Origin of the sequence: Streptomyces longisporoflavus, assembly GCF_014649775.1 — a bacterium.
Lineage (GTDB): Bacteria > Actinomycetota > Actinomycetes > Streptomycetales > Streptomycetaceae > Streptomyces > Streptomyces longisporoflavus.
In genome coordinates this window covers 518,428-532,212 of the sequence record NZ_BMTR01000003.1, presented here as the reverse complement: position 1 = coordinate 532,212, position 13,785 = coordinate 518,428, and the positions used below count along the sequence as shown (strand labels likewise).

The window sequence follows — 13,785 nt, the reverse complement described above, 5'->3', positions numbered from 1 at the left end:
CCGCCTGCCCGCGCCGAGGCGCGGCGTCAGCCCTTGGGCAGGACCTGTATGTCGAGGTCGATGGAGATGCTGGGCCCGACCGCCGCGATACCGCGGGCGAGCATCGTCTGCCAGTTGATCGTGAAGTCGTCGCGGTGCAACTCGGTGGAGGCACGACAGGCGACACGGGTCTCGCCCTCAAGACCCTGGCCCACCCCGAGATACTCCGTCTCGAGCGTGACCGTGCGCGTCACACCGTGCAGCGTCAGGCCGCCCGTGATCGCCCAGCGGCTGCCGCCCTTGTGCACAAAGCGGTCGCTGTAGAACTCCATCGTCGGGAAGCGCTCGACGTCGAGGAAGTCGCCGGACCGCAGGTGGTCGTCGCGCATCTTCACCGCGGTATCGATGGAAGCGGCGTCGATGACGACGTGCATCGCGGAGTCCTCCATGCGCTCCCCGAGCCGTACCGCGCCCGCGAAGCTGTTGAACCGTCCGTGAATACGGGCAAGCCCGATGTGCCGCGCGGTGAAGGCGACGGACGAGTGCAGCGGATCGATCTCCCAGTCACCGGACTCGGGCAACGGCAGGGCAGGCGCTATCTGGAGCATGACGTCGCCGAGCGAGGCGTGCGCGCTCTCCCCGACGGTGGCGTTCGCCCGGTACGGAGTGAACCCTTCCGCCGAGACCGCCAAGCGGTAGTCCCCGGCCGGAACGGTCGCGACGAACGAGCCGAACGGATCAAGTCCCCCGCCGATGACCTTGCGCCCCATGGCATCACTGATCGAAAACTCCGCGTGCCGCACCGGCTCGTTGACCGGGTCGAGCACCCGGCAACTGAGCACGCCCGCGCGAGGCGGAACTGCCACGGCGGACAAGGGCCCTCCGGTCCTGCCCGCCCGGACCGGCCGGGCAGCCGGCCCCGCTCCAGCGGCTCGGTTCGCCCGACCGCCACGGCCCGTACGGTCTCTCAGCCAGCGGCCGAACATATGCGACACACCCCCGCGCACCTTGACAACTCCTGTCCCGAAGGTGCATTCGATCACCGTTGCGGCATTCGATGCAACACGAACCCACTTCGCTGGAATACAGCGCTAGCGCTTGAAGTGTCGCGAGTAACCGAATTGATGCCCGCGAAGGGTGTTTTGGCAGATCATCGGATTGTGGGCTCATGGACTGGTGAGTTCGTCGGCTCGTGCGCTCATGGGGTCGTGCGCTCGTGCGCTCATGGGGTCGTGCGCTCGTCGGCTCATGGGGTCGTGCGCTCGTGGACTCATAGGTTCGTGGGCTCGTCGGCTCGTGGGCTCGTGGGCTCGTCAGCTCGTGGGCTCGTGGGCTCATGCGCTCGTGGGCTCGTGGGCTCATGGGGTCGTGAGCTCATGGGCTCGTCGGCTCGTGGGTTCATACGGCGCTCGCCACTTCGCCGCTCGCCGCTCACCGTCCCCTAGGGCGGTCGTGTCGCCACCCGCAGGGTCGGAGCCTTTCCGTCCGCCGACCCGGCCGCCGAACCGCCGGGCGGCCCGATCACCGCGATCGCACCGCTCGTATCCGTCCGCAGCACCTCCGCTCCCCCGGCCCGCAACGCCGCGACCGTACGGGGCGCCGGATGCCCGTACGAGTTACCCCTGCCGCAGGAGATGAGGGCGAGGCGTGGCGCGGTCCGCCGCAGGAGGCCGGGGTCCTGATAGGCCGAGCCGTGATGGGCGACCTTGAGCACGTCCACGGGCGGCAACGCCGCCACTGCCGGTGTGCGCGACAGGGCTCGCTGGGCCGGCGGTTCCAGATCGCCGAGCAGGAGCAGGGTCACTCCCCGGGCGCGGACGAGCAGGGTGACGCTGGCGTCGTTCGGCCCCTCGGGAGCCGACACCGCGCCCGGCCCCTCCGCCCCGGGCCACAGCACCTGCCAGTCGAGAACGCCCCCGCCCGTGCGGCGCCGCTCCCCCGCCACGGCACGGCTCACCGGAATGCGATGGACGGCAGCCTGCTCACGTACGAACCGCACCTGTTCGGGCGGCTCTTGATACCCCGTCGTCTGGATAGCCCCGACCGAACGCCCTCGCAGCACCCCCGGCAGGCCCGCCACATGGTCCGCGTGGAAGTGGGTCAGCACGACGAGCGGCACGCGCGTCACCCCGAGCGAACTCAGGCAGCGGTCCACGAGCACCGGGTCAGGGCCCGCGTCGACGACCACCCCCGCCCCGTCACCGGCGGCGAGCACGGTGGCGTCTCCCTGGCCGACGTCACACATCGCGAACCGCCACCCCGGCGGCGGCCACCCCGCGATCACCCTGGTAAGGGGCGCAGGCTGCACGATGGCGAGGAGGAGCAGCAGGGCGCAGGCCGCACTGAGCCAGGGGTGCCGCAGGAGCCTGCGGCCGACAAGGACCACGCCGACCGTGGCGAGGGCGAGCAGCAGACCGCCGTGCCATCCGCCGGGCCAGTCGACTCCGCTCCCCGGCAGAGCCGCCCCCGTACGGGCGATGTCCGCGATCCAAGCGACCGGCCAACCCGCGCACCAGGCGAAGACCTTGGCCACCGGCATCGCGAACGGAGCGATGGCAAGCGTGGCGAAGCCGAGGACCGTGGCGGGCGCGACGGCGACCTGCGCGAGGAGGTTGCAGGGCACCGCCACCAGGCTCACCCGCGCCGCGAGGACGGCCACGACTGGCGCGCACACCGCCTGCGCCGCACCCGCCGCGGCCAACGCCTCGGCCAGGCGCGGCGGAACCCCGCGCCGTCGCAGGGCGGCGCTCCACCCCGGAGCGAGGGTGAGCAGGGCGCCGGTGGCGAGTACGGAGAGCAGAAAGCCGGGGCTGCGGGCCAGCCACGGGTCGTACAGGACCAGCAGCAGTACGGCCGTGGCCAGGGCCGGGATCAGCGACCGGCGTCGCCCCGTTCCGAGAGCGAGCAGCGCGACGAGACCGCAGGCCGCAGCACGGAGCACGCTCGGGTCCGGACGGCAGACGATGACGAAGCCGAGGGTGAGCACCCCGCCCATCAGCGCGGTCGCCCGGAGCGAGATCCCGAGCCGGGGTGCGATACCCCGCCGCTCGGCACGTTGCGCAAGGCCGGGCGGGCCGATGAGCAGGGCGAGGACGATCGTGAGATTGGCCCCGCTGACGGCGAGCAGGTGGGTCAGATCGGTCGCCCTGAAGGCCTCCTCGAGATCGGGCGGTACGCGGGAGGTGTCCCCGACCACGAGACCGGGCAACAGCGCGCGGGCATCGGGCGGCAACCCGTTCGTGGCCTCCCGCAACCCGCTGCGCAATCGCCCCGCCAGGCGCTGCGGCCCTGACGGCGCCTCGATCACCCGCGGCGCCTGCCCTCCGGCCACCCGGACAACCGCCGCGATGCGGTCACTCTGCGGCAGGGGAGGCGCGAGGTCCGCCCGGAGCCGGAGCCTGGTCGAGGGGAGGAGCCCGAGCCAGCGCTCCCTGGGCCAGGGGTCGGCGGTGTCCTCACGGGCGGGGCCCCTGTGGGCGGGGGCGTCGCCCGAACCCCCGTCTCCGTCCTCCGCAAAGAGCAGCGCCGGCGTGCGGGTCACCGCGGTCTTGCCCTCGGCCGACGTAACGCGGACGATCTCCGCGTCCAGCATGACGGAGGGCGGCACCGCATGGGCCCCCGTGACGCGGGGACGCGTGAGCCGGGGATCGGAAGTCACCTCCACCTCGACCTCCGCATGGGCGTACTCGCGGGCCAGTTCAGGGACCGGGCCCCTGTGCAGGTCGGCCCCGTGCAGCGCAGCCGAGGCACCTCCGGCCGCAGCACAAAGCAGCGCGGCCGCCACCGAAACCCGCCTCCAGGACGGCCGCCGGCCCGCGAGCCGCACGTCCGAAAGCCGCCCGTCTGAGAGCCGCACATCCAGGAGCCGCTCGCCCCGGAGTCCCTCCGGCCCCGGCGCATCCCTCCGCCGGGTATCTCGTCGGGCACGCCCCTGGCCGCTCCCCGCCCCCTCCCCCGTCAACCGCCCCCGCACCGTCCACGTCACCAACAGCGCGCCTGCCACCACCACACAGACCACCACGGCGGCGATCACCCACCGGGGCGGGGCGTCCAGGGCCAGCGCCGCCGTTCCCCAAGCCGCCAGAGCGGGCGGAACAAGACGCAGGTCCAGCGGGCCCTCCTGCCGGGGCTGGGAATCTCCGAGCGGGCGTCCCGACGAACCGTCACCCCCCGACGAACCGCCATTCCCCGACAAACCGTCAGCGGCGACGGCACCCGGCGGCGTTGCACCCCCGGCCGTCCCCACGGCCCTCCGCCGCCCCGACCTCATGGCCGCACAAGATTCTGCAGGTCGGCATAGCGCTTGTCGCCGATTCCATTGACCTCGCGCAGTTCGTCCACCGAGCGGAAACCGCCGTGTTCCGTGCGGTAGTCGATGATGTGCTGGGCCAGCACGGGTCCCACGCCGGGCAGTTCGTCGAGCTGGTCGATGGTGGCCGTGTTGAGGGTGACCTGTGCGGCGGGACTCGCCCCCGCCGACCCGGCGGCCGACCCCGCGCCGCCAGGCACCGCCGGAGCAGCCGGATCCGCAGCCGGCGCGCCCACCGCCACCTGTTCACCGTCGACGAGCAGACGAGCACGGTTGAGACCGACCGTGTCCACACCTGGACGGACCCCGCCCGCGGCCTTCAGCGCATCGGCGACCCGGGAGCCCGCGGGCAGCCGCTGCATCCCCGGGCTACGGACTTTCCCGCTGACGTCCACGACGACCTCGCCGCCCGCCCCGGCCACCGCCTGACCACCGCCCCCTGGAACAGGCGAGGCTCCGGGAGACGCAGACGGCTCCGCGCCCTGATCGGGCGCCGCACCGACCACGTCCGGCGCCCGCACCGGCTGCGTCCGCCCCGCCCAGAAATGCTGGACGGCGAAGACTCCGGCAAGGGCGATGACCACCACGAGGGCGACGACGCTCCGCTTCTCGAGTCCGCAACGCGTCTGCAGCCACAACGGCAACCGCTCCCGCACAGCAAGCCCCACCCGCCCCCGCGACGGCGGCGCCTGCTCACCCCCGTCCGCGTTCGACACGGGCTCCTGAGCCGGAACGGAGCTTCGAGCCGACAACATCGGCTGCGGTTGACCTCCCACATCCGAGGCATCCGACCCCCCAGCACCCAGCGCCGCCCCCGGGCTCAACCCCCCTCCGCCGTCCCCCCGTACAGGCTCGGCGAAGAGCGCCTCCGCCCGCTGCCGCAACGCCAGCGCCCGCGCCTCGCCCGAAGCCCGCGCCTCCCCCGCAGTGTGTCTGCGCCGGGCCGCCCGCCTGCGGGCGCGCTGATATCGCTCGCGGCCATCGGAGGAGCGACCGTCGGACGCCGGACCGCGCCCCGGTCCGCTCGTTGCGGCAGGTGTGCGTGGAAGAGATCGAAGTGTCATGCCGACGACGCTAGGCACCACGGCGGAAAGTTGTTGATCTTGGGCAATTACCGTGGATTACCCACCAGTTGTGGATAACCCCATCACCCGAAAGGCACCCCTCACCCCGAGACGAGCCCCACGCCCCTCACCGAGGCAAGCCCGGCGCACCTCACCGAGGCGAAACCACAACCCCCAGCAGCCCCGGCCCAGTGTGCGCCCCGATCACCGCGCCGACCTCGCTGACGTGCAGCTCCGCCAGGTCGGGCAGCCGGTCCCTGAGCCGGTCCGCGAGGGTCGAGGCCCGCTCGGGAGCGGACAGATGATGCACCGCGATGTCGACGCGGTCCGACCCGGCCCGCTCGACCGCGATCTCCTCCAGGCGGGCGATCGCCTTGGACGCGGTCCGCACCTTCTCCAGCATCTCGATGCGCCCGCCGTCCAGCTCGAGCAGCGGCTTCACCGCGAGCGCCGAGCCCAACAGCGCCTGTGCGGCGCCGATCCGGCCGCCCCGGCGGAGATAGTCCAGCGTGTCGACGTAGAAGTACGCGGACGTGTTCGCGGCCCGCTTCTCCGCCGCGGTCACCGCCTCGTCCGCGGAACCACCGGCCTCGGCCGCCTCCGCCGCGGAGAGAGCGCAGAAGCCCAGTGCCATCGCGACCATTCCGGTGTCCACGACCCGTACCGGCACCGGAGCGTCCTTCGCCGCCAGGACCGCCGCGTCGTAGGTGCCCGAGAACTCGGCGGACAGATGCAGCGAGACGATGGCCGAAGCGCCCGACTCGGCGACCCTGCGATAGGTCTGCGCGAAGACTTCCGGGCTCGGCCGAGAGGTCGTCACGGAACGCCGCTTCTGCAGCGCGAGGGCCAGGGAGCGGGCGGAGATCTCCGTACCCTCTTCGAGCGCCTGGTCACCGAGGACCACGGTCAGGGGTACCGCTGTGATGCCGTGCCGTTCCATCGTCCGCTGCGGCAGATAGGCCGTTGAATCCGTGACGATCGCGACATGACGGGACATGCGGTGGAGATTACCTGCCGGGAGCGGCCGACGGCAGCCCGGTCTCGTGCCGACCAGTCTGCCAGCCGCGCTCCCTGCCGTGCCAGACCGCCCGCCGGATCGCCTGCGGGATCGCCTGCCGGGTCCCCCGCGTCATCACGTCGTGCTCTCGGGCCTGGCGCGCTTCTCCCAGGGGTACGAGGGCCGCGCAGCGGGCGGCGTGATGGCGGGCCGCTCCTCCGATGCGGACGGCTTCGCCTGCTCCGGCCGCCCCTGCTGCTCCGACGGCGCCGACGGCTCGGGCCAGGTCTGCTCCGCCTTGCCCGCGTCCGGAGCCTGCTCGGGCTCGGGCCACGCGGCGGGGGTCTGCGCGGGCGCGGGCTCCTTGGTCCAGTGCCGCAGCGCGCCCGTCTCCAGGTCGATCTGGGAGCTCAGCGAGTCCAGGTCGTCGTCCGCGAAACGGTGGGCCCGGTCCCGCACCACCCACCGCAGCGAGTCCGCCGACTTCGTGATCTGCGCCGTGCGCTCACGCAGTGCGGGCAGCCGCTCGGCCAGGGCCGTCCTGTCGGGGTCCCGCTCAAGACGCCGGAGCTCTCCGTCCAGCTCGTGCCCGTGCGCGCTGAGCCGCTCGAAGAGTCCCAGGGACTCCTTGAGCGAGGTGTCTTCGACCGCGCCTGCCTGCAAAGCGTCCTGCGTGGCCCGCATCGACGTACGCAACGAGAGTCGCAGCTGGGCCAGTTCGGCGGCCGGGCCCACCTGCGCGAAGCTCTTCGCGCGCAGGGTCGTGTCCTCCACCGACCGGCGGGCCTGCGAGATCGTGCGGTCCACGCTCCGCTTGGCGGCACCGACCGCCTTCACCGTCATGTACACACCAAAAACCAGAAACAGCACGACAAGCAGCGCCACGATCACGCCCACGGCCTCCATGACGCTCCTCCCGGGTCCTGCGGCTAGTTCCGCATCGACTCTTCAACGGTAAACGCAAAGGGCAGGCCGAGGGTTCCAGCGGAACCCCCAACCTGCCCGTAGGGGACTACCCTCATGCCCCCTCGCACGCGTGCAGCGCCCGGCGTCAGGCCGGAACGATGTTCACCAGCTTCGGCGCGCGCACGATGACCTTGCGGATCCCGGCGCCGTCCAGCGCCGCCACCACCCTCTCGTCACCCAGGGCCACCTTCTCCAGCTCCTCGTCCGAAATCGACGGGGAGACCTCCAGACGCGCCCTGACCTTGCCCTTGATCTGCACGACGCAGGTCACGGCCTCGTCCACGACGTACGCCGGGTCGGCCACGGGGAAGTCCTGGTGGACGACCGAGTCGGTGTGGCCCAGCTTGCGCCACAGCTCCTCGCCGACGTGCGGGGCCAGCGGGGCGATCAGCAGCACCAGGCGCTCGGCGACCGAGCGCGGCAGCGTGCCGCCCTCCTTGGTCAGGTAGTTGTTCAGCTCGGTGATCTTGGCGATACCGGTGTTGAACCGCATGTTGTCCAGGTCCTGGCGCACGCCGTCGATCGCCTTGTGCAGGGCGCGCAGCGTGCCCTCGGCGATGTCGGACTCCGCGACGTCGGCGACCGTGACCTCACCGGTCGACTCGTCGACGATCAGTCGCCACAGGCGCTGCAGCAGACGGTACTGGCCGACCACCGCGCGCGTGTCCCACGGCCGCGAGACGTCCAGCGGGCCCATCGCCATCTCGTACAGGCGCAGGGTGTCGGCGCCGTACTCCTCGCAGATCTCGTCCGGAGTGACCGCGTTCTTCAGGGACTTGCCCATCTTGCCCAGCTCGCGCTTGACCGGCTCGCCCTGGAAGAAGTACTTGCCGTCGCGCTCCTCGACCTCGGTGGCCTGCACCGGGAAGCCGCGGCTGTCACGGTAGACGTAGGCCTGGATCATGCCCTGGTTGAACAGCTTGTGGAACGGCTCGCTGGACGAGATGTGCCCCAGGTCGAACAGGATCTTCGACCAGAAACGGGCGTACAGCAGGTGCAGCACGGCGTGCTCGGCGCCGCCCACGTACAGGTCGACGCCGCCCGTCGGCTGGCCCTCACGCGGGCCCATCCAGTACTGCTCGATGGCCGGGTCGACCAGCTTCTGGTCGTTGTGCGGGTCCACGTAGCGCAGTTCGTACCAGCACGAACCGGCCCAGTTGGGCATCGTGTTGGTCTCGCGGCGGTACTTCCTGGGCCCGTCGCCCAGGTCCAGGGTGACGTTGACCCAGTCCTCGTTGCGGGACAGCGGCGTCTCCGGAGAGGTCTCCGCGTCGTCCGGGTCGAAGGTGCGCGGGGAGTAGTCGTCGACCTCCGGCAGCTCCAGGGGCAGCATCGACTCGGGCAGCGCGTGGGCGACGCCGTCCTCGTCGTAGACGATCGGGAAGGGCTCGCCCCAGTAGCGCTGGCGGCTGAACAGCCAGTCGCGCAGGCGGAAGTTGACGGTGCCCTCGCCGATGCCGCGGGTGGCCAGCCAGCCGGTGATGCGCGCCTTGGCGCCGGCGACGTCCAGACCGTCCAGCGAGATCTCCGGGTTCGTGGAGTTGATCAGCTTCGCCTCGTACGAGGAGAAGGCGTCGTCCCACGTAGACGTGTCGGTGCCGCGGTCGTCGGACGGCTCGACCACACAGCGCATGGGCAGGTTGAAGGCGCGCGCGAAGGCGAAGTCGCGGCTGTCGTGGGCCGGGACGGCCATGATCGCGCCGGTGCCGTAGCCCATCAGGACGTAGTCGGCGATGAAGACGGGGACCTGCTCGCCGCTGACCGGGTTGGTGGCGTAGACGCCGGTGAAGACGCCGGTCTTCTCCTTGGCGTCGGCCTGGCGCTCCACGTCGGACTTGGACGCTGCGAACGCGCGGTACTTGGCGACCGCCTCGGCGGGGGTGGCGTGCCCGCCGGTCCACACCTCGTGGGTGCCCTCGGGCCAGGCCTCCGGGATCAGCTTCTCGACCAGCTCGTGCTCGGGCGCCAGGACCATGTAGGTGGCGCCGAACAGGGTGTCCTGGCGGGTGGTGAAGACGGTGATCGCATCGCCCTCGGAGCCGGCCGGGAAGTCGACGCGCGCGCCTTCGGAGCGGCCGATCCAGTTGCGCTGCTGCAGCTTGATGGCCTCGGGCCAGTCGAGACCGTCCAGGTCGTCCAGCAGGCGGTCGGCGTACGCGGTGATGCGCATGTTCCACTGGCGCAGCTTGGCCTTGAAGACGGGGAAGTTGCCGCGCTCGGACCGGCCGTCGGCGGTGACCTCCTCGTTCGCCAGGACGGTGCCCAGGCCGGGACACCAGTTGACGGGGGCGTCGGAGGCGTACGCCAGGCGGTAGTCGCTCAGCACCTCCGCGCGCTCCGCGGCGTCCAGCTCGCTCCACGCGCGCGTGGTGCCCGGTACGGCACGCTCACCGCTGTCGAACTGTGCGACCAGGTCGGCGATCGGGCGGGCCTTCGCGGCGTCGGCGTCGTACCAGGAGTTGAAGATCTGTACGAAGATCCACTGGGTCCACTTGTAGTAGTCCGGGTCGATCGTCGCGAAGGTGCGGCGCTTGTCGTGGCCCAGGCCCAGGGCGCGCAGCTGCGTCCGCATGTTCTCCATGTTGGCCTCGGTGGAGACCCGCGGGTGCGTGCCCGTCTGGACGGCGTACTGCTCGGCGGGCAGGCCGAAGGCGTCGAAGCCCAGGGTGTGCAGGACGTTGTGGCCCGTCATGCGCTGGAAGCGCGCGTAGACGTCCGTGGCGATGTACCCCAGGGGGTGGCCGACGTGCAGGCCCGCTCCGGAGGGGTAGGGGAACATGTCCATGATGAACTGCTTGGGCTTGGCGGCCAGCGCCGCCTGCGCGTCGTCCCGCGGCGCCAGGTCGCCGCTCGGGTTGGGCGCCTCGTACGTGCCGTCGGCGTCCCAGAAGTCCTGCCAGCGTGCCTCGATCTCGGCGGCCAGGGCGGCCGTGTAGCGGTGCGGTGCGGCCACCTCGGAGGCGGCAGCAGAATTCGTCTCGCTCATGATCCTCAAAGCTCCATCGATCGTCTCTGCCTGCGGAAATGACCGTCCCGGCCAAATGAAAAAGCCCCTCACACAGGAGGGGACGCCGCGCCGATGCCGACCGCGATGTTCCGGCGGTCGGGACTGATCAGCGCGGCCCGCTAAGCAGAAGGCGTACGGCACGCATGGCGTCAGGGTACCGCAGCGCTCAGGCGGCCCGCGACGAGGTTCCACCGCACGGTGCCGCGCCGCTCGCCGAGCCGCGAAAGGCCCGGAGCTCCACCTTTGGCCAAGGGTTACTCCGCGTACCGCCCGCTATCGGGGCAACACCAAGATCGAGTCGCGATTGGATAACAACGCAATAACTCAAACCTCGTACTCACTGGTATGAGGCCACTTAGCATGCGGCGATCGAGCCATTTCGGAGTCGCCCCCATGAACCCTCTGAATCCTCATCGCAAGAGCCGCACCGACAGCTCCGCCCGCACCAGCCGCCAAAGCCGTACGTTCGCAGCCTTCCCCGAACCGAGCAGAACCACGCGCGGCGTCCTGACCACCGCCGCGCTGCTGCTGATACCCCTGATCGTGATACTCGGCAGCGACGCGTTCCGCGCCGCCCTCGACTTCACCACCGGCGTCCTGTCCCTGGTCTCCCTGACCGCCGCCGTCGTCTGGGGCCTGGTCGCCACGGACCGCCTCTTCCTGCACTCCCGTCAGCGACTGCTCGCCCAGGCCGTGCACCGGGCCACCGCCGTCGCCTCCATCGGGTTCCTGCTGCTCCACGTCACCGTCAAACTCGCGCTCGATCACGTGTCGCCGGTCGGCGCCCTCATCCCCTTCGGGCTCGGCTTCTCGGGCAGCGACGGCCTCATCGGCCTCGGCTCGCTCGCGGGGCTCCTGATGGTGGTCACGGGCGTCACCGGGGCCCTGCGCAGCGCCTTCGCCTCGCCAGCCCAGGTCGCCTCGCGCTGGCGGGCGCTGCACATGCTCGCCTACCCCGCCTGGTGTTCGGCGCTCGTCCACGGTCTGTACGCGGGACGCGCGCCCAAGCCGTGGGTGATCGTCATGTACTGCCTGTGCCTGGTCGCCGTCGCGGGTGCGGTCGCGTTGCGCGCGGCCCCGCTGCCACTGAAGCGGAAGGTGGCCGCCCGGATTCTGGCGCTCCTCGAACCGGACGGCCGGGCGGGCGGCAGGGAGCCCGCCCGCCGTGACACCGCCGAGTCCCCGCTCCCCGGCACGGCCGCCGCCTCTCCCGGCCGCGCCTCCGACCCGGCGCCCGACCCCCCGGTGGTCGGCATCGCCGCGGCCTACCGCGTCCTGGCCTCCACGGACCGGCCCACGCAGGTCGTGCAGAGCACCGACCCGCCGCCCCGCTGGCCGTCCCCGTCCCCGCCTCCCCCGGCGGAGGCACCCCACATCCCGTACGACACCACCGCGTATGACACGTCCTCGCACAACGCCACCCCGTACGACACCACCCCGTACGACACCCACACCACCGCGTACGACGCCGAGACCACCTCCTACCGATCCCACGACGCCGCGTACGACCCGCAGTACGACGCGGCCCACAACCCCCCGTACGCCCCCCCGTACGACCCCCCGCACAACCCTCCGTACGAAGTTCCCCACCAAGCCCCGTACGACAGCGGCCCCGCCACTGAACCGCTGCCCCACACCTTCCAGGCGCCGAGTTCGGGAGAGCCCTGGAACGCCGCCACCGGAGGCCCCAAGTGAACGCGTCGCTGCCCGACGTCCCCGAAGTCCGCGTCGTCGGGCTTCCGCTCCTGACCTCGGGCTTCGATCTGGTCGAGCGTCTCGACCTGGCGATGCACCTCAAGGTGCACGGACCGCTCGAACCCATGGCGGGCGAAGCCCTCGCCTCCCTCTCCGAGGCGATCTCGCTGCGCGGCAGGGGCGGCGCGGGCTTCCCCTTCGCCAAGAAGCTGCGCGCGGTCGCCGACGCGGCGATACGCCGGGGCGTGCGCCCCGTGGTCGTCGTCAACGGCAGCGAGGACGAACCCGCCTGCCGCAAGGACACCGTCCTGATCAACCGCGCCCCGCACCTCATCCTCGACGGCGCCCTCCTTGCCGCCGAGGCCCTGGGCGCCCGCACGCTGGTCGTGGGCGTGACCCGGGACTCCACCGAGTCCTCGATGCTCGCGGCGCTCTCCGAACGCGGCCTGACCAATCGGCGCGGATCGAGCATCCGCGCGCGCGTGCAGCGCAACCCGGTGCGCATGGTGACCGGAGAGTCCTCGGCCCTGGTGCGCTCGGCGGACGGCGGCCCGCCGGTGCCTCCGGGGCGCAAGGTGCGCACCTCCGACTCCGGAGTGGGCGGCGCGCCCACCCTGCTTTCCAACGCGGAGACCTTCGCCCAGCTCGCGATCGCCGCCCGGATCGGCCCCGACCGCTACTGCCGCACCGGCCTGCGCGAGGAGCCCGGCACGGTCCTGCTCACCGTTTCCGGAGCCGTCGCCCGGCCCATGGTGGTCGAGGTCCCCACGGGAGTGCCCCTGCGGTACGTCCTGCAACTGGCCGGCGCCCCGCCGCTCCCCCAGGGCGTCCTGACGGGCGGCTATCACGGCAAGTGGCTCGACGCGGTCACCGCTCATGACGCGGTCGTCTCACGCGCGTCCCTGGAGGCCTGCGGCGGTGCGCTCGGCGCGGGCGCGATCCTGCCGATCGGCCCGGCGACCTGCCCGCTCGGGGAGTCGTTGCACGTGGCGAACTGGCTGGCCGCCGAGAGCGCGGGCCAGTGCGGCCCCTGCTATCTGGGCCTTCCCGCGGCGGCCCGCGGCCTCGCGGACGTCCTGGACGGCGGCGGCCCCACCGCCCTGGAGGCGCTGCGCGAGGTGACACGGGCCGTGAAGCGGCGCGGCGCCTGCAAGCACCCGGACGGAACGGCGGCGTTCATCGAGTCCACGATCTCCGCGTTCACGGACGACCTCGCCGCCCACGTCCTGGGCGGCGGCTGCGGCCGCCCCATGGAGGGTGTCCTGCCGCTCCAGGAGGACACTCCGCAGGCCGAGGCCCCCAGCGGCCGCAAGCTGGCCGTCGACTGGACGCTCTGCCAGGGCCACGGGCTGTGCGCGGACATCGTCCCCGAGCTGATCCAGCTGGGCCCCGACGGCTTCCCCTCCGTGGCGGAAGCCTCCGTACCGCGGTACTCCGAAGCGCGTGCCGCACGTGCCGTACGCCGCTGTCCCGCGCTCGCGCTGCGCATCGAGGAGGACCCGTACCGGCCCGCGCCGCGCACGGCGCTGCCGCTCGCGCTCCCGCCCGGCCGTGGCCGCAGGGCGCTCGGCAGCGGACGGCAGTGACCCGGCGGGCGACCCGCCAGGAGGCAGTCGACGACATACGAGAGCGGGCCACCCGATCCGGGTGGCCCGCTCTCATTTCCTGTGGAGCTAAGGAGAATTGAACTCCTGACCTCCTGCATGCCATGCAGGCGCTCTACCAACTGAGCTATAGCCCCTTGCTTGTCCGCCCGGTTTCCCCGGCG

General features: G+C 71.8%; 8 protein-coding genes and 1 tRNA gene. 2 read left to right on the top strand and 7 right to left on the bottom strand.

The genetic code is table 11. The features are described 5' to 3' along the window. Nucleotides 1-26: 26 nt before the first annotated feature. The 6 genes from IE226_RS08940 to leuS all read right to left on the bottom strand — a co-directional run bounded on the left by IE226_RS08940 (nt 27) and on the right by leuS (nt 10,301). Nucleotides 27-965, bottom strand: a complete 939-nt coding sequence (locus IE226_RS08940; protein WP_190080571.1) for a YceI family protein — start codon at nt 963-965, stop codon at nt 27-29. 455 nt (nt 966-1,420) lie between these two features. After that, nucleotides 1,421-4,249 carry a ComEC/Rec2 family competence protein gene (locus IE226_RS08935; protein ID WP_190080479.1) on the bottom strand — a complete coding sequence of 943 codons (2,829 nt, stop codon included), beginning with the start codon at nt 4,247-4,249 and terminating at the stop codon, nt 1,421-1,423. Next, a complete protein-coding gene (locus tag IE226_RS08930) occupies nt 4,246-5,004 on the bottom strand; it encodes a ComEA family DNA-binding protein (protein WP_308429444.1) in 759 nt (252 codons plus the stop codon). The genes IE226_RS08935 and IE226_RS08930 overlap by 4 nt, the downstream gene beginning before the upstream one ends. 499 nt (nt 5,005-5,503) lie before the next feature. Further along, on the bottom strand, nt 5,504-6,349 hold the full coding sequence (locus tag IE226_RS08925; RefSeq protein ID WP_190080477.1) for a DegV family protein: 846 nt from the start codon (nt 6,347-6,349) through the stop codon (nt 5,504-5,506). Nucleotides 6,350-6,484: 135 nt separating this feature from the next. Beyond that, nucleotides 6,485-7,255 carry a hypothetical protein gene (locus tag IE226_RS08920; protein ID WP_190080476.1) on the bottom strand — a complete coding sequence of 257 codons (771 nt, stop codon included), beginning with the start codon at nt 7,253-7,255 and terminating at the stop codon, nt 6,485-6,487. 145 nt (nt 7,256-7,400) lie between these two features. After that, the gene (gene leuS / locus IE226_RS08915) at nt 7,401-10,301 is read right to left on the bottom strand and encodes a leucine--tRNA ligase (RefSeq protein ID WP_190080475.1); all 2,901 of its coding nucleotides are present in this window, start codon (nt 10,299-10,301) and stop codon (nt 7,401-7,403) included. A gap of 414 nt (nt 10,302-10,715) precedes the next feature. Between leuS and IE226_RS08910 the strand changes: the two genes are divergently transcribed. Further along, nucleotides 10,716-12,017: a ferric reductase-like transmembrane domain-containing protein gene (locus IE226_RS08910; RefSeq protein WP_308429443.1), complete on the top strand. Its 1,302-nt coding sequence runs from the start codon at nt 10,716-10,718 to the stop codon at nt 12,015-12,017. Continuing rightward, on the top strand, nt 12,014-13,603 hold the full coding sequence (locus IE226_RS08905) for an NADH-quinone oxidoreductase subunit NuoF family protein (protein ID WP_190080474.1): 1,590 nt from the start codon (nt 12,014-12,016) through the stop codon (nt 13,601-13,603). Before IE226_RS08910 ends, IE226_RS08905 begins: the two co-directional genes overlap by 4 nt. An 82-nt stretch (nt 13,604-13,685) precedes the next feature. Here the strand turns inward: IE226_RS08905 and IE226_RS08900 are convergent. Further along, nucleotides 13,686-13,758, bottom strand: a tRNA-Ala gene (locus tag IE226_RS08900). Nucleotides 13,759-13,785: the final 27 nt, after the last annotated feature.

What these genes read in the sequence shown, in the direction of transcription:
- IE226_RS08940 (WP_190080571.1), bottom strand. Translation starts at nt 965, where the DNA reads ATGTTCGGCCGCTGGCTGAGAGACCGTACGGGCCGTGGCGGTCGGGCG.
- IE226_RS08935 (WP_190080479.1), bottom strand. Translation starts at nt 4,249, where the DNA reads ATGAGGTCGGGGCGGCGGAGGGCCGTGGGGACGGCCGGGGGTGCAACG.
- IE226_RS08925 (WP_190080477.1), bottom strand. Translation starts at nt 6,349, where the DNA reads ATGTCCCGTCATGTCGCGATCGTCACGGATTCAACGGCCTATCTGCCG.
- IE226_RS08920 (WP_190080476.1), bottom strand. Translation starts at nt 7,255, where the DNA reads ATGGAGGCCGTGGGCGTGATCGTGGCGCTGCTTGTCGTGCTGTTTCTG.
- leuS (WP_190080475.1), bottom strand. Translation starts at nt 10,301, where the DNA reads ATGAGCGAGACGAATTCTGCTGCCGCCTCCGAGGTGGCCGCACCGCAC.
- IE226_RS08910 (WP_308429443.1), top strand. Translation starts at nt 10,716, where the DNA reads ATGAACCCTCTGAATCCTCATCGCAAGAGCCGCACCGACAGCTCCGCC.